This window comes from Flavobacterium sp. PL11, from assembly GCF_035985025.1.
Taxonomy (GTDB): domain Bacteria; phylum Bacteroidota; class Bacteroidia; order Flavobacteriales; family Flavobacteriaceae; genus Flavobacterium.
In genome coordinates, this window is the sequence record NZ_JAXCIA010000010.1 from 103097 (window position 1) to 119340 (window position 16244).

Sequence of the window (16244 nt, forward strand, 5' to 3'; positions counted from 1 at the left end):
TTTAATTTAACTTCTTATTTATTGTCTGCCACACATCTAAAACCAGTATGATTTAAACCCGTATCAGGAGATGATTTCATTCTAGCTGTTACTCGATATCCTTTGCAGTAAGAAGCATTACATAAAAAAGAACCTCCTCTAACTACTCTTTTTGGAACCGTTGGCTCCATTGGATCATAACTTTTAAAGGGCCCTTTTGGATTGTTTGTAGTGCTACCATACAATTCTTTGTAGTATTCAGGAGTGTACCAATCACTACACCATTCCCATACATTCCCTGCCATATCATATAATCCGTATTTATTAGGCGCGAACGATTTTACTGGTGCAGCTCCTACAAATTTATCTTGACTTGTATTCAAATAAGGGAATTTCCCTTCCCAAATGTTGGCTTTTGGTTTTCCTTTTTCTGGGTCTTCATTTCCCCAAGTATATTTTTGATCGTTCAATCCGCCTCTTGAAGCAAATTCCCATTCGGCTTCAGTGGGTAGTCTTTTGCCAGCCCATTTAGCATAAGCATTAGCATCATCCCAAGAGATGTGTACCACGGGATAATTTTCTCTGCCTTTAATCGTGCTATTAGGACCTTCAGGATGTTTCCAACTGGCGGCTGTTGTCCACTTCCACCATTTTGAAGCATCATTTAAATCGACAGCAATTTTGGTAGGCGTAAAAACAAGAGAGGCAGCAACTAAAACACTTTCATCTGGTTTTTGAGTTCCTGCTGGTAGTTGTTTTTTTATCTCTTCCCAATCAGGTTTGATCTCTGCAGTGGTAACATATCCAGTAGCTTTCACAAATTTTTCAAATTGAGCATTAGTTACCTCTGTTATATCCATCCAGAAACTATTGACTTTCACTTTATGTTGTGGATATTCATCTTGCCTACCTTCATCATCTGAAGCGCCCATTAAAAATGTTCCTTCAGGAATTTGTACCATTCCATTGTATGAAACTGTTTTTGAAGGAGCAATAGAATCTGTGGTATAATTAGTAGAAAATCTTGAAGGGAGTGATGACTCACAGCTCATTGCTTCTGCACTTCCTATCGCTATTTTATTTTCCTCTTTATTCTTGCAAGCATTTAAAGTTAATAAGAAGACTAAAGTAATTGTATAATGTTTCATTTTTTGATTTAATCTATAGATAAATTTTATTTTCGCTAATTGTTATATTGTATTTTACAAAAATAATTAATCTTTACTGTCTTAGGACTTTTATTTTATTTAATAATTGTGAAATTTCAGAGGTGTTTGCATATTTTATGTATTAATCGCTTAAAATAGTACCTCCGTAACTGTATAAACAAAATTGAGTTCTATCACTTCAATTGATAAACAGTTATTTTATACAAAACATAATGTTTATAATTTATTGAATCAAAATGTTTTTACTCCAAAAAGTAGTTGAATTGGTAGTTTTTCATTTCTTTAAAAAAATTATTTAGCACTTATAAAGTAGCTTTTTAGCAACTATCTCATCACTACAAATACAATGAGTTTTGGATTAGCAATAAAATACAAACAGCATTTTTTATAAGTTGATAAGTAATTCACTATCATTTTCTAATAACTGTAATAAATAAAGCCTCATAATAGAAAAATATCTTCTATTATGAGGCTTGCAATGCTCACTACAAAGCCAACTAAAATAAAACTAAAAAAATATTATATAAAAAGATGTAGAATTATTTTAAACAGTGATTACCATTTTGTCTCTAAATAAAATCAAAAAGTGCATCACAATAAAATTAAATAATCTTGCTATTTATAGCATAACCATTATAGCTGTTATTCATCAAGCATGTTTAATGGTCTGTCTTCATACCAATTTTTAAATGTCTTTTTTGTGGTATAATTATCAATTAGCACATTATAAACCATAAATACTATTAATACATTACCAACAATAAATAAACTCATTAGAACTGGCATACTAATATTAGTTTGACATAAACCAGCAAAAACAAAAACAAATAAAGTACAAAACCAGACTAATTTTATGGCGAAATTTTTCATAATATTTAATTTTCTTATTTTGTTTAAAGTTAAGCTTTGAATACGGTATTTATGTTAAATTTAAATTAAATTTATATGTGTTTTACGATTTTTATAAACATCTTTATTTTTTACTGCATTTTTAACGCTTATCTACAGTTTTTTAAGAGCTATATATACAACTTAGATTATTTAAAATTTTATTAATACAAAAGGCTACATAAATGCAGCCTTTTGTATTAATAGATAAATAAAATTTAATATTACCAGCCTCCACTAGATCCACCGCCAGAGAAACCTCCTCCACCAAATCCGCCACCGAAACCGCCTCCACCAAATCCGCCGCCAGCAGAGGAACCACCAAAGCCCCCACCTCCGCCGCTTCTGCCAAGGCTGCTTAGTATAAGCACATCTAATAAATTTAGTCCACCGCCGCTATTTCCAGAATTGCCACCACCGCCTTTATTTCTTGATATTAGAGCAATTATTATTACAATAATGATTATTAAAGGAAGTATCGGAAAACTTTTTTCCTGTTTCTTTTTACGCTCCCCTTTATATTTTCCTTTAAATACATCAATTAATGCGTTAGTACCCTTATCTAAACCAGTGTAAAAACTTCCTGCTTTAAATTCAGGTATGATAATATTTCTAATTATTTCACCACCAAGACCTGCAGTTAATCGGTCTTCTAATCCGTAACCTGGATTAATGGCTATCTTTTTTTCTGCTTTAGCTAGTAAAACAATTACGCCATTATCATCTTTTTCTGTACCACCTATTCCCCAAGTTTGTCCCCACCTTGTAGCTAATTGACTTACATTTTCATTTTGTAGGCTTTCAATAGTAATTACAACAATTTGAGTAGTGGTTGAATCGGAATAACTAATTAATTTTTGCTCTAACTGCGCTTTTTCATTTGCACTTAAAACATTAGCATAGTCATAAACAGATGTTTGTAGACTAGGTTTTTCAGGGATTGTATATTGTGCAAAATTAATTTGGGTAAAAAACAATAAAACAAATAGCTTCAAAAAAACTATTGCATTTTTTTTATGTAATAACATTATCCTTTAGATATTTCGTTTGATAATTCATTTTCATCCCCTTTTAAATATGGGAAATAACGCTGCAACTGTTCTCCAGCTCTAGTAATTCCATCTACAAGACCTTGCTTAAAATTTCCATTTTTGAAGTGACTAACCATTACATCGCGAGTAGAATTCCAAAAATCAGTTTCAACAACATCATTAATCCCTTTGTCTCCACAAATGACAAAATTGCGATCCTCAACAGCTAAATATATCAATACTCCATTTTGAAGTTCAGTTGCGTCCATTTTAAGTTCGTTAAAAATTTCCATAGCACGATCATAGGGATCTAGTGAGGTTGTTTTTTCCATGTGAATTCTTATTTCACCGGAAGTGTTTTTTTCAGCCATGCGAATGGATTCAACAATTTCCTGCTCATCTTCTTTAGTTAAGAAATATTCTACTTTTGACATTGAAAAATATTTAAATGATGATTAACGATTTTTGATTTGGAATTTATTTTCTGAATCAAAAATCGTCAATCAACTATTAGAGAAATCATTGTTTTTAGAATGTTACTTCTACTGGTCTATCTGCGCCTTCTACAGCATTAAAATATGCTTTTTCATTAAATCCAAAAATTCCAGCAAACATACTATTTGGGAAAGTTTTGATATGAGAATTATAAGGTTTAACTGCTTCATTAAAACGGGTACGAGCGGTTAAAATTTGGTTCTCAGTACTTGCTAATTCATCTTGAAGTTTTAGAAAATTTTGGTTGGCTTTCAAATCAGGGTAAGCTTCTACAGTTACTAATAATCTAGACAGCGAACTGCTCACTCCACTTTGCGCTTTATTGAATTCAGCTAATTGTTCTGCAGTAATGTTTGCAGGATCTATTTTAACAGATGTAGCTTTTGATCGAGCTTCAATTACTGCAGTCAAGGTGCTCTTTTCAAATTCAGCAGCTCCCTTTACTGTATTTACTAAATTCCCTATAAGATCATTTCTTCTCTGGTAAGCAGTTTGAACATCTCCCCAAGATTGCTCTACATTTTGATTTAAAACGACAGCCGTGTTATTAATTCCTTTAAACCAGCTATAAAATGCAAAAATTACTACTGCTCCAATTATCCAAGGCAAAAATCTTTTCATGTGTATTTAATTTAAGTTTAATGTTTAGTTTTCTATTTTTTTATTGTTTCTCTACTTTATTATTTATAATTCGTTTTTGATATTAATTAATTCTACTCTAATCGTTTCTAACTTTTTAATGATGTCAAAATTGTTTAAAATCTTTTTCTGACCTTCTTTTAAATGAATCTTAGCGCCTTCAAGAGTAAAACCTCTTTCTTTGACGAGATGATAAATCAATTGTAAATTTGTAATATCCTCTGGGGTAAACATTCTATTTCCCTTCGCATTCTTTCTAGGTTTCAAAACATCAAATTCACTATCCCAAAATCTTATAAGTGAAGTATTTACATGGAACGCCTTTGCTACTTCGCCAATACTGTAATATCTTTTATCTTTTGAGAGTTCAATATGCATTTTTTTAATTTTATCTATTTTCTAAAAAACTTCATAATAAATATACAAATTTAAAGCATTAATCTAAAGATTGGTTTTCTTGATTAGCTAAATGCGCAATAGCTACATATTCTACCGCTGAAATATTTCCGTAATAAAAGTTTAATGGATTTACAACTTTGCCATCTTTATGCACTTCATAATGTAAATGCGGCGCTTCTGATCTACCTGTACTCCCTACGTAACCAATAATATCGCCTCTTTTTACGCGCTGACCTGCTCTAGACTTGTATTTGCTTAAATGAGCATAAAGTGTTTCGTATCCAAATCCATGCCGAATCACAATATGATTTCCATATCCAGAAGCAGAATTATCAGCCTTAGTAACTACGCCATCACCAGTAGCGTAAATAGGAGTGCCCGTTTTTGCTGTGAAATCCATTCCTTGGTGCATTTTTTTTACTTTTGTAAAAGGATCTGTTCTATAACCAAAACCAGAAGCCATGCGTTTTAAATTTTCATTTCTAACAGGCTGAATGGCAGGAATAGCTGCCAAAAAATCACTTTTTGCATCAGCCAATTTCAATATGTCATCTAACGATTTAGACTGCACTGCTAATTCTTTAGCAATTACATCCATCCTTTTTGTAGTGTTTGAAACTAACTGCGAATTATCATAACCTTCTAATAACTTATATCTATTTATTCCAGGCAAACCCACTTTTCGAATAGAATCAGGAATAGCCATTTTATTAAAATAGACACGATATAAATTATTGTCACGGTCCTCAATAGCAGCGATAACATTATTTACTTGGTCCATTTTTTTATTTAGAAGAGCATAATTTATTTTTAGATTTTCAATTTCTCGCGCTTGTAATCTATCTTTTGGAGTTTCAAAATATGGAGTGTTTAATAAAATTATAAAACTAAGTAAACCGAATAATGCAGCCGCTAATAAAAAAAGCATAAAAACACCAAATTTTTTTCTTTTTCGTGTATTAATTTTGCGATAAGCGAGATTTTCAGAATCGTAATAATATTTTACTTTCGACATATTTTAAAATATCCTATTTTTGCACATTGTAAAAAGATTAGGCGAACAAATTTAGGAAATGTTTCATTTGTAACGCTATTTTTTAAAAATAATTATTATCGAATACCTAATACAGTTAACAGTTGCAAGTTTATATCTTGAATTATTTTTTTAACAATCCATCAGTAGCTTCATCCGTCGCTCTGTCATTCTAAGAAAATAATATTTTAAAAGCAAAGAGCTTTATACCTGAATTTGGACAAAATAATTTACATAATTAACCGATTAGAAAATTTTCAAATTTTCAAATTTGCTACTTATCATATTGATTAATTTTCTAATTAAAAACATGAAATCACAAGACGTACGTAAACAATTTCTCGATTTTTTTGCTTCTAAAGGCCATTTAATAGTTCCTTCAGCACCCATAGTTCTTAAAGATGATCCCACCTTGATGTTTAATAATTCAGGAATGGCGCAGTTCAAAGAATATTTTCTGGGGAATGCCACGCCAAAAAGTAGCAGAATTGCCGATACCCAAAAATGTCTTCGTGTTTCAGGAAAACACAATGACTTAGAGGATGTGGGTTTTGACACCTATCATCATACCATGTTTGAAATGCTTGGCAATTGGTCTTTTGGCGATTATTTCAAAAAAGAGGCAATCAATTGGGCTTGGGAACTTCTGACTGAAGTTTATAAAATCCCAAAAGAAAATATTTACGTTTCTGTTTTTGAAGGGAGTGACGAGGAAAATGTACCATTTGATCAAGAAGCTTGGGATATATGGAAGGAATTAATAGATGAAGACCGAATTATCCTTGGAAATAAAAAAGATAATTTTTGGGAAATGGGTGATCAAGGTCCTTGTGGTCCTTGTTCAGAAATTCATGTTGATTTACGAACTGCTGAAGAAAAAGCAATGGTTTCAGGGAAAAGTTTAGTGAATAATGATCACCCACAAGTTGTTGAAATCTGGAACAATGTATTTATGGAATTCAATCGTAAAGCTGATGGTTCTCTTGAAAAATTACCCGCAAAACATGTTGATACCGGAATGGGATTTGAGCGTTTGTGTATGGCGCTACAAGGAGTAACATCTAATTATGACACTGACGTTTTTACGCCACTTATTGAAAAAGTTACTCAAATCACGGGATTGAAGTATATTAATAATTCTGTCATTGCGAGTGCCGCTGAAGAGAAAACTAATATTGCTATTCGCGTAATTGTAGATCACTTGCGAGCGGTAGCATTTGCAATTGCTGACGGTCAATTACCTTCAAATACTGGAGCAGGATACGTAATACGTAGAATATTACGTCGTGCTATTCGTTACGGCTTTACATTTTTAGATACTAAAGAACCTTTTATTAATCAATTGGTAGGCGTTTTAGCAAACCAAATGGGAGCGTTTTTTCCCGAAATTAAAGCACAGGAAACTTTTGTGACAAATGTAATTCGAGAAGAAGAAGCATCTTTTTTAAGAACATTAGATTTGGGCTTACAATTATTAGATAAAGTGATTGTTGATAATGCAAAAGTTATTCCTGCAGAGAATTTACAAACCATATCAGGTGCTAAAGCATTTGAATTGTACGATACTTTTGGTTTTCCAAAAGATTTGACAGCTTTAATCTTAAAAGAAAAAGGGATGTCATTTAATGAAGCTGAATTTGATGCTTCAATGCAAGCTCAAAAAGCTCGTTCTCGTGCTGCATCAGAGGTTTCAACAGAAGACTGGTCTGTTTTAATTGCTGGTAATGTAGAAACATTTGTGGGCTATGATCAAACTGAAAATGAAGTTAAAATCACTAGAATTCGCAAAGTAGATAGTAAAAAAGATGGTATTCTATACCAAATTGTTTTAGATAATACACCATTCTATCCAGAAGGAGGAGGACAAGTGGGTGATAAAGGAACATTAATTTCTGCTAATGAAAAGATTGAAATTATTGATACCAAAAAAGAAAATAATCTAATTCTGCATTTTACTAGGCAACTACCTGAAAATATAGAAACTAATTTTGTTGCAAAGGTTAATACTGAATTAAGAACATCGACATCTAGAAATCATTCGGCTACACATTTGATGCACCAAGCTTTGAGAAGTGTTCTGGGGACTCATGTGGAGCAAAAAGGTTCTTTAGTAAATCCAAATTATTTACGTTTTGACTTTTCTCATTTTAGTAAAATGACAAATACAGAATTACAACAAGTGGAAGATTTTGTAAATACTAGAATTCAAGAGCAATTGCCGCTTATTGAAAGAAGAAATATTCCTTTTGCTCAAGCAGCAGAAGAAGGAGCAATGGCTTTATTTGGCGAGAAATATGGTGATCATGTTCGTGCAATTAAATTTGGCGAAAGCATGGAATTATGCGGAGGTATTCACGTACAAAACACGTCTGAAATATGGAACTTCAAAATTGTTTCTGAAGGAGCTGTTGCAGCTGGAATTCGCCGTATTGAAGCGATTACCAGTGAAGCAGTAAAAGCGTTTTATGCTTCTCAGGAAAACATGCTGAATGAAGTAAAAGCAGTCTTAAAAAATCCTCAAGATGTTTTGAAAGCGGTTCATTCGATGCAAGAAGAAAATGCTAAATTCAAAAAGGAAATTGAGCAATTAATAAAAGAAAAAATTGAAGGTTTAAAAAATAATTTAGTTGCTGACTTTGTCACAATCAATGGAATCAATTTTTTATCTACACAAGTAGATTTGTCTATGAATGCCACAAAAGATTTGGCTATGGCAATTGGAAGTTCAAAACCAAATTCATTTGTGTTTTTGGCTTCAATTGAAAATGGTTTACCTAATATACATTGTTATATTTCTAAAGAATTAGTTGCTGAAAAGAAACTTAATGCAGGCAATGTGATAAGAGAATTAGGAAAATTAATTGATGGTAATGGTGGTGGACAACCGTTTTTCGCCTCCGGAAAAGGAAAAAATGTTGCGGGAATTAAAGAAGCATTACAGGAAGCTAAAGAATTTTTGATTGCAGATTAACGTCTTGAAGTCTCGGGATTTATTTCAGATTTGTGATAAAAAGTCAATTATTTACTTATTTTTAAGTATGCCTTTTTTAGAAGAATCTGCACTAAAGGAGTTATTTTAAACGATAAATTTAACGACAAGAGCCGAATTTTAGAAAAGAATAAAAATCTTTGTTGGTACATTAAGAAAGATAAGACCCAAGATATTGGCAACGAAGTCTTGGTAGAATTTGTTTTTAAATACGGCACATGAGAAGATGTAAAAGAGCTCATTAAAATTATTGGGTTCCCAGAATTAAAGGTTGTTTACGAGGGAATCACCGATAGGAAAATTGGAAATTATCACTTAGAAATTTTAATTATTTGGGATTAATTGTAACGAAATATGCATCTTTAAATTTTAAATCAAAATCAAAAAGACTTACTATCATTCATTAGCAAATTCGAAAGAGAATATTATTTGGTTGATAGTACGGCGATTGCTTTGCATACTGGCCATCGTGAATTGATCGATTTTGATTTATTTAAATTAGCTGATCTACGAAAGAACGATATCTAGAAAAAAGTTAAAAATTAAAAAATTAATTCAAAATTTGGTTACGAAAAGCACGACCAATTTTCTGAAAAACTTTTTAAAATGCAACTTGGTTATTTCAAAGGCATTAATGACGATGCAGAAGTATTTTAATTAATACCTAATCCACTAAACGAACAAGAAATTAAGATTTATAATCAATATAAGTGTTGACGAACTTTAAAATATGCAATTCACAACTAAAATCCCTATAAAACATTTAAAAAAACCGATAGATTATAATTCCAAAATTATATCAATAGGCTCTTGTTTTGCTGTAAATATGGCCGAGAAATTTGACTACTTTAAGTTTCAAAATACTTGCAATCCATTTGGAATTTTATTTCACCCTTTAGCGATTGAAAAATTTATTGATTTTGCAATTTCTGGAAAGGAATTCACTGAAAAAGATATCTTCTTTCATAGTGAACTTTGGCATTGTTTCGATGCGCATTCTGATTTAAGTAATGCGGATAAAAAAGAATTGCTATCATCATTAAACTCGATAATTATTTCAACTAGATTAGCCGTAAAACAAGCTTCGCACATTATAATTACTTATGGAACTTCTTGGGTTTATAAAGATAGTGAAAGCAATGAAATTGTTGCCAATTGCCATAAAGTACCTCAAAAGAAATTTGAGAAATCTATTTTAACGATAGAAACCATTCAAAAATCTATTGATAATACAATTCGCTTAATTGAAAAAGTAAATCCTAATTGCAGTATTATTTTTACCATTTCTCCAGTTCGTCATATAAAAGATGGTTTTTCAGAAAATCAATGGAGTAAGGCTAATTTGATTGCTTCAGTCCATCAGATTATACATAATAGTGAATTTAATTTGAACTTAGAATACTTTCCGAGTTATGAAATCATGATGGATGAACTACGAGATTATCGTTTTTATAGTGACGATATGTTACATCCTAGTTCAATAGCAGTTGATTATATTTGGGAGCGTTTTAAAGAAACTTCCATTTCAGAAACACTATTTACCACAATGGATGAGGTTGAAAATATCCAAAAAAGTCTTTCTCATAGACCTTTTAATCCAAAATCTGAAAGTCATTTGAAATTCTTGGCTAAATTGAGCGAAAAAATCACTAAATTGGAGAACCAATACTCATTTATGAAATTTTAATTATGTTAAGAAGAATACTTATAGGAATAGGAATAATTGCAGCAATATTTTTATTGTTCAAATATTGTGATTTCAAGAAACCCGATGATACTACAACAATTGATAGCGCAGGTTTAATCCAAGAGCAGATTTTAAATGTAGGTAAATTAATTGTTACCGAGGGACATTTTTCAGAAGTGATAACCTATAAAAATCAGCAAAAATATTTATTAGATATGCTTTCTTTCGAGAAAAAGGCACTTGTGATAGTCAATGCAGATGTGACTGTGGCTTACGATTTACAAAAAATGAAATATGATATTGACGAACAAAATAAAACCATCACTATTGTTTTTATTCCAAAAGAAGAGATAAAAATAAGCCCAGATATTAAGTTTTATGACGTGGAGCAAAGTAAATTAAATCCTTTTACCGGTGATGATTACAATAAAATTAATAAATCAGTCAAAGCGAACTTAGCTAAAAAAATCGAAAAATCTACTTTAAAAACGAATGCTCAAAATCGTTTAATTAGTGAATTATCTAAATTACTTATTACAACTAGCCAATTAGGTTGGACATTAAAATACGAAGGCAAAGTAATTGAGAATGAGAAAGAATTTGGACGACAAATTAAATTATAATTTATAAGAAAACCGCAGATTGGCAGATTAATTTAAAATCTGCGAATCTGCGGTTTATTTATTTGTCAAAAATCACACGAATTGGTATCAATGTTAGTGCTTTTAAAAGAAAAAAATTTAGTTTTTACTTTTGGAAAATTCGTGTAATTCTCCACTATCCAAATTCGTGTTTTTCGTGAGATTAGTGTCTAATTTCTACTCTTTTTAAGTATAAGTTTAACTTGTTATGCTTCTACTAATATCCGAAAGCGCAGTCTATTTATTTTTAAAAAATTAAATCAAATCAAGTCCACCGCTAATCAGGTGCGCTACTTCTGGTCGTCGTTGCTGCAAAGTTTCAAGATAATCCATTACTTCTTGTAAAAGTTCAGGTTCGTTTCTTTCCTTTAAAAGTTCTGCAATTTCAACAGCTAATAACCAATCATTAGGATGATTTACTTTAAGTTTTTCAAAAATTGGAATTACATTACTGCTTGTGTCTTTGGATTCACGACTAATTCGTACAGTTTGATATAAAAGAGCTAAGTCATCACGTTCCGCGGTTCGTTGTGCTTTTATAGTTTTGCTAGATGGTATATGCGAAATCAAATCAAAACTATTTACATCAGCAGGACCTGAAAAGGCCGAAATTAGCTTTTTACCGACAGCCATATCATAAATTCCCCATTCTGGTTCAAATAAAATGTTTTCCCCGTGAGTTACAGTACAGTCTTTAAAACTAATTAATATAATCTCTCCATGTAAATTTCTAGAACCAGTTATAATATCTCCTTTCACGGTAATATCTCCTTCAAAATCTAAAGTTACCGTTTGGTTTTCAGTGATTGAATAAGCACTTAAATCCCGTGGACTCATATCTTCAATAGCAAGATTAATACCTTTTAGTTTACCAATAGGACTTCCAAAACCGCCCAAATGCTTATTAGTACCGTGACCTACCAATTCCTTTTCTCTGTATGCTAATGCCGTTTTTCCTGTAGTTTGAATATAAACTGGTTTTCCATCCGCTGCGATAACATTCGTAAAAACTCCCGAAATTTGTAGGCCAGTACTTAATTCAATAGTTCCTAATGCGCTTGATTGTATGAGTTTATTTATTCCTGACAAACCTCCTGTGCGTAATGCCATTTTATTAGCAAACTCCTCTAAAACTAAGCTTAAATAAGCAAAATCAGGAGTGACGTATAGTTGTGGTTGTAATTGTGTAATGTCAAAATTCTGGTTTGCTGCCGTTAGATCATAAGGTATTTTTTTGACTTTATTAGTCATACAATGCGCACTTTCGCCAATAGAGGAAAGCAAACCTGCACCATATATTTTTGGATTCTCTACCGTACCTATCAAACCATATTCTACTGTCCACCAATGTAGGTTTCTAATTTGAGCCATTTCAGACAACTCTCCCATATTATTTTGTAAATCTTCCACTGCCTTCTCGGCAGCATTAATGTCTGCTTGTGGAGTGTTTTCAGCTTCTTTTAATATAGATAGTAGTCGGATGGATTCGTACATTTGATAATCCTTGTGTGATGAAATGGCTTTGCATCCTATTTCTCCAAAACGTCTTAAGTATTCAGCATATTCTGGATTAGCAATAATAGGAGCATGTCCAGCACCTTCATGAATAATATCTGGTGCAGGCGTGTATTCTATATGTTCAAGCTGGCGAATATCAGATGCAATAACTAACACATTGTAGGCCTGAAATTCCATGAATGCATTTGGCGGTATAAAGCCATCAACTGCAACCGCTGCCCACCCAATATCGGTTAGAATTCGGTTCATGCCATACATACTAGGAATATTATTCACTTCAATCCCAGTTTTTTTTAATCCATCAAGATAGGAGCAATGCGCAACTTTTGACAAATAATTTACATTTTTGCGCATTACATAACGCCAAACTGCTTGATTTATAGGGGAATAATCCGTGTAATCTTGCGGCTTAATAAATTGATTCAAGTGTTGTGGCAATCGGTCTAATAAAGGATTACTTTCTATAGTTGAGTTCATATCGAAAACGTTGTAGTGTTCTAGCAAAAGTACAACTTAAAGAAGCTATTTCCAGCTATCCATTACAAGATTTTGCAAAAAAAGCTATTTTTGTAAACCGTAAAAAGAGTTTTCTTTGGTTGCTTTTTTACGGTAACAAAAATAGCTTTTTTGCAAAATGATTTTCATCGCTATCTGGGCTATGAAATTTAAACCTCAAAATTTATTTAACAATAAAATGTTTTTAAATTTTTAGGTTATTCAGTTCGATGTAGAATTTATTCAAAATGTTGAAAAGCCATTATATTAGAATGTTGAAAAATAATCTGCTATTCCACAAACTCAAATAGTAAAATCTGAGTTTTTTGAGTTGCTGAGAAATTGTTATCTGAAATAAAAATCAAAGAACGATTTCCGTTGGCTAATTTTGGTCCAAAAGTTAATCCTTCAATATTGTCTGTAAATATTCCTAAATCTTCCATATTTAGTACTAATTTTTTAGAAGCTAATTCTACTGTTTGATTTAGTAAAGAGTCGTAATTTTTAACGTTCGTAGCTTTTTTGAAATCACATAAAAATAATTTTATCGTACAAGCTTGCGTTCCTGTAGAGTAGGAGCGCTCAAGCACTAAAAACTGATTTTTTTTATAATATTGAATAGCGGCAACACCATTAACACCAAAAGTGCCTTTTGGATTTGGTTCACGAGCAATTGGCTCTAACTTATAGCCGTATTGAGCTGTGTTTCTTCTTGTGGTGCTATTAAATTTGTAAAAACGAATTAATCCGCCAGTACTTATGGTAGACGGATTTCCATCATTAAATAATGGTTCTTCTAAAGCGGTATAAATATTTTTATATTTTTTGTCAAAAGTAATCCCTTCAAGTGTCCCATTATTTCTAGGTCCTCTTTGGTCTTTTTGCATTTCAAGATTTACAGGTAATACCACTTTATCAGTAAAATTACCATTAAGATCCATAAAATTAATAGATGGGTTTTGCAATACAGTTTTAGCAGCTGTTATTACTCGAGCACCTTCACTGCTCCAAATCAACGTATTTGATTTAGGATTATATCGAATATCTTCTGGATCAACAGAAGTGTCTGGCGTAGTAAGCCAGTTCCCAAAAGTTTTTCCATGCTGATTCTTTAAAGTGTGTGTTTCTTGAAAATCAATAGCTTTTAGTTGGTCACCAGTCATATTAATTTTGGCAGTATAAAAACGCGAGAGATTTTCTTGTGATCTTTCATCACAAATAATATAATAAAGGTTCTTTTTCTTGTCATAATCAATCCCGGAAAGTCCACCAATTTTAGTGCTCTTAAACCCTTGATTGAATGGAATTTCAATCGTATTGATAAATTTTAATTGAGGAATTGTATTGTTATGGCTTTCTTGCCTTAAATTGGAACAAGAAAATAATATCGAGATAGAGAAAATTGTAAAAACAAGTTTACGCATTATAATTATTCTTTTTTAAAGTAGAGATCAGTTGTGAGGATTATTTCTTGCAGCGTTTCTAAAATAGTCAATTTTGTAATTGAACATTTCAGCCATATTTTTTGCTCTAAATTTTGCTTCCTCAGCAATCGCGCCGGAAAACAAACTATCAGTAGTTGCCGTAAAAATGTCCATCCAGCGATCAAAATGTTCTTTGTCAATTGGTAATTGTTTGTGCGGAGGAAAGGGACTACCAGAATAGGAGTGCTCGCTTAGTAGAATAGTTTGCCAAAAACGATACATTTTCTCGAGATGTTCTGGCCAACCATTTCCTATTTTTTCATTAAATATAGGTCCGATCAACTCGTCTTTTTGCACCTTGGAATAAAAAGTATTTACAAGTAGTTTAATGTTTTCTAATGTTTTAATATCGGTAAGTTCAGTCATAATTTAGTGTAAAAAAGCCTACACAAAGGTAGGCCATAATTAAGGAAAGGAGATTTTTTTATCCAATTAATTGCGTTAACAAATCCTGTCTTTCGTTAAGGTATTTGAATTCAAATCCTTTATTTTTCATTTTTAATTTAATATCTATTATGTCATTTTTGTTTTTTTAATTCTAGTCCAACTACTGCAGGTCCAACTTCAGGACTGTTCTTTTTAGTAAATTGAAAATAAGTAATGTCATCATCTGGTCCAAGAATGTCATTTACAAATTCCTTTAGCGAGCCTGGTCGTTGGGGAAACGGAATCATGAAATAATGAATCAAACCTACGTATAATAAAGAACGCTCTTTTATTTAAGCGGTTCTTTCGATGTCATTGTTATTTCCGCTTATAATGCACACTACATTTTTTCCTTTTATTTCATCTTTATAGAAGTCAAGTGCGGCAATAGATAATGCGCCAGCAGCTTTAACAACCATGGCCTCCTCATTATATAAGCGCAAAATAATGGTGCAGACTTTCCCTTCGGGAACTAAAATAATATCTTCAAGATTTTTTTTGCAAATTTCAAAAGTAATGCTACCTACTTGTTTTACAGCAGCACCATCTACAAATTTATCAATGCTTTCTAATGCTGTATTTATTCCGTTAGCTATAGATATTTTCATCGATGGAGCACCTTCTGGTTCCACGCCTATAATTTTCGTGTTGGGACTTAATTCTTTAAACACTTCTGATAGTCCAGTGGCTAAGCCGCCGCCGCCAATGGCTACAAAAACATAATCGATAGGTTCTGTAAAAGCTTCTAAAATCTCTAAACCCGCTGTATCTTGACCATCAATTACTTTTAAATCGTCAAAAGGGTTTACAAATATAATATTATTTTCTAAAGCGTCTTCTGCGGCTTTAGCCTAAGCATCATCAACTGTGTCACCTATTAATACAATTTCAAAAAAAGATTTTCCAAATAATTGTACTTGCTTTACTTTTTGTTTAGGTGTTGTTTTAGGCATATACATTTTGCCTTATATCTTTAATAAATTAAAAGAGTAAGCTACGCCTTGTGCATGATTTCCAGCGCTTGCGCAAATTACTCCTTAATCTTTTTCGACTGTAGTTAATATGCTCATTTTGTTATAAGCACTTCTTATTTTATAAGAATGAACGACTTATAAATCTTCCCTTTTTAAAAATATATACACTGAATTCATCTCAAAGATTCATGCTTGTTATCAGCGGAGTAGGTGATACAACTCCTTCTAATTATTTTTTTGCTGCTACTACTTGTTGAAATATATTCATAATTGTTTTTTTTAGAAGCTTTGTATTTTTACACCAATAGCGTCCTAAACGATTAAAAAGGGAAGGAGTTTTTATCCCTCAAAAAATTACCTTTGAGGTTCTCCATAAAACGCCCCTTCCCTATGTCAA

General features: G+C 31.9%; 13 protein-coding genes and 1 pseudogene. 3 read left to right on the top strand and 11 right to left on the bottom strand.

Features of this window, described 5'->3' with window-relative positions; genetic code table 11:
- Window positions 1-14: 14 nt before the first annotated feature.
- From RCH18_RS07380 to RCH18_RS07410, 7 genes are all read right to left on the bottom strand, one after another.
- Window positions 15-1127 (bottom strand): formylglycine-generating enzyme family protein, encoded by a 1113-nt coding sequence (locus RCH18_RS07380; protein WP_326936110.1) that lies wholly within the window; start codon window positions 1125-1127, stop codon window positions 15-17.
- 663 nt (window positions 1128-1790) lie between these two features.
- The gene (locus RCH18_RS07385) at window positions 1791-2018 is read right to left on the bottom strand and encodes a hypothetical protein (protein ID WP_326936111.1); all 228 of its coding nucleotides are present in this window, start codon (window positions 2016-2018) and stop codon (window positions 1791-1793) included.
- A 242-nt stretch (window positions 2019-2260) separates the two neighbouring features.
- Window positions 2261-3064: a TPM domain-containing protein gene (locus RCH18_RS07390; RefSeq protein ID WP_326936112.1), complete on the bottom strand. Its 804-nt coding sequence runs from the start codon at window positions 3062-3064 to the stop codon at window positions 2261-2263.
- Window positions 3064-3501 carry a TPM domain-containing protein gene (locus RCH18_RS07395; protein ID WP_326936113.1) on the bottom strand — a complete coding sequence of 146 codons (438 nt, stop codon included), beginning with the start codon at window positions 3499-3501 and terminating at the stop codon, window positions 3064-3066. The genes RCH18_RS07390 and RCH18_RS07395 overlap by 1 nt, the downstream gene beginning before the upstream one ends.
- 94 nt (window positions 3502-3595) lie before the next feature.
- Entirely contained in the window at window positions 3596-4183 is a 588-nt protein-coding gene (locus tag RCH18_RS07400; protein ID WP_326936114.1) for a LemA family protein, read from the bottom strand.
- Window positions 4184-4246: 63 nt separating this feature from the next.
- The gene (locus RCH18_RS07405; protein WP_326936115.1) at window positions 4247-4579 is read right to left on the bottom strand and encodes a MerR family transcriptional regulator; all 333 of its coding nucleotides are present in this window, start codon (window positions 4577-4579) and stop codon (window positions 4247-4249) included.
- Window positions 4580-4637: 58 nt separating this feature from the next.
- Complete coding sequence (locus RCH18_RS07410) at window positions 4638-5615, bottom strand: peptidoglycan DD-metalloendopeptidase family protein (protein ID WP_326936116.1); 978 nt, start codon at window positions 5613-5615, stop codon at window positions 4638-4640.
- Between the two features lie 328 nt (window positions 5616-5943).
- Here RCH18_RS07410 and alaS point away from each other — a divergent pair, with 328 nt between their 5' ends.
- From alaS to RCH18_RS07425, 3 genes are all read left to right on the top strand, one after another.
- On the top strand, window positions 5944-8604 hold the full coding sequence (alaS, locus tag RCH18_RS07415) for an alanine--tRNA ligase (protein WP_326936117.1): 2661 nt from the start codon (window positions 5944-5946) through the stop codon (window positions 8602-8604).
- A 748-nt stretch (window positions 8605-9352) separates the two neighbouring features.
- A complete protein-coding gene (locus tag RCH18_RS07420; RefSeq protein ID WP_326936118.1) occupies window positions 9353-10309 on the top strand; it encodes a GSCFA domain-containing protein in 957 nt (318 codons plus the stop codon).
- A 2-nt stretch (window positions 10310-10311) separates the two neighbouring features.
- Window positions 10312-10932, top strand: coding sequence for a DUF4230 domain-containing protein (locus RCH18_RS07425; protein ID WP_326936119.1), 621 nt, complete (start codon window positions 10312-10314; stop codon window positions 10930-10932).
- A 273-nt stretch (window positions 10933-11205) separates the two neighbouring features.
- On the opposite strand, the gene RCH18_RS07430 is transcribed toward RCH18_RS07425, so the two are convergent.
- From RCH18_RS07430 to ilvA, 4 genes and pseudogenes are all read right to left on the bottom strand, one after another.
- Entirely contained in the window at window positions 11206-12945 is a 1740-nt protein-coding gene (locus RCH18_RS07430) for an aromatic amino acid hydroxylase (RefSeq protein ID WP_326936120.1), read from the bottom strand.
- A 308-nt stretch (window positions 12946-13253) separates the two neighbouring features.
- On the bottom strand, window positions 13254-14387 hold the full coding sequence (locus tag RCH18_RS07435) for an esterase-like activity of phytase family protein (protein ID WP_326936121.1): 1134 nt from the start codon (window positions 14385-14387) through the stop codon (window positions 13254-13256).
- 27 nt (window positions 14388-14414) lie between these two features.
- The gene (locus RCH18_RS07440) at window positions 14415-14813 is read right to left on the bottom strand and encodes a group III truncated hemoglobin (RefSeq protein WP_326936122.1); all 399 of its coding nucleotides are present in this window, start codon (window positions 14811-14813) and stop codon (window positions 14415-14417) included.
- Window positions 14814-14871: 58 nt separating this feature from the next.
- A pseudogene (ilvA, locus tag RCH18_RS07445) lies at window positions 14872-16115 on the bottom strand (threonine ammonia-lyase IlvA).
- Window positions 16116-16244: the final 129 nt, after the last annotated feature.

Bases quoted from the DNA above. Each gene is read 5' to 3' on its own strand.
- alaS (WP_326936117.1), top strand. From the start codon at position 5,944: ATGAAATCACAAGACGTACGTAAACAATTTCTCGATTTTTTTGCTTCT.
- RCH18_RS07410 (WP_326936116.1), bottom strand. From the start codon at position 5,615: ATGTCGAAAGTAAAATATTATTACGATTCTGAAAATCTCGCTTATCGC.
- RCH18_RS07405 (WP_326936115.1), bottom strand. From the start codon at position 4,579: ATGCATATTGAACTCTCAAAAGATAAAAGATATTACAGTATTGGCGAA.
- RCH18_RS07395 (WP_326936113.1), bottom strand. From the start codon at position 3,501: ATGTCAAAAGTAGAATATTTCTTAACTAAAGAAGATGAGCAGGAAATT.
- RCH18_RS07400 (WP_326936114.1), bottom strand. From the start codon at position 4,183: ATGAAAAGATTTTTGCCTTGGATAATTGGAGCAGTAGTAATTTTTGCA.
- RCH18_RS07390 (WP_326936112.1), bottom strand. From the start codon at position 3,064: ATGTTATTACATAAAAAAAATGCAATAGTTTTTTTGAAGCTATTTGTT.
- RCH18_RS07385 (WP_326936111.1), bottom strand. From the start codon at position 2,018: ATGAAAAATTTCGCCATAAAATTAGTCTGGTTTTGTACTTTATTTGTT.
- RCH18_RS07430 (WP_326936120.1), bottom strand. From the start codon at position 12,945: ATGAACTCAACTATAGAAAGTAATCCTTTATTAGACCGATTGCCACAA.
- RCH18_RS07380 (WP_326936110.1), bottom strand. From the start codon at position 1,127: ATGAAACATTATACAATTACTTTAGTCTTCTTATTAACTTTAAATGCT.
- RCH18_RS07440 (WP_326936122.1), bottom strand. From the start codon at position 14,813: ATGACTGAACTTACCGATATTAAAACATTAGAAAACATTAAACTACTT.
- RCH18_RS07425 (WP_326936119.1), top strand. From the start codon at position 10,312: ATGTTAAGAAGAATACTTATAGGAATAGGAATAATTGCAGCAATATTT.
- RCH18_RS07420 (WP_326936118.1), top strand. From the start codon at position 9,353: ATGCAATTCACAACTAAAATCCCTATAAAACATTTAAAAAAACCGATA.
- RCH18_RS07435 (WP_326936121.1), bottom strand. From the start codon at position 14,387: ATGCGTAAACTTGTTTTTACAATTTTCTCTATCTCGATATTATTTTCT.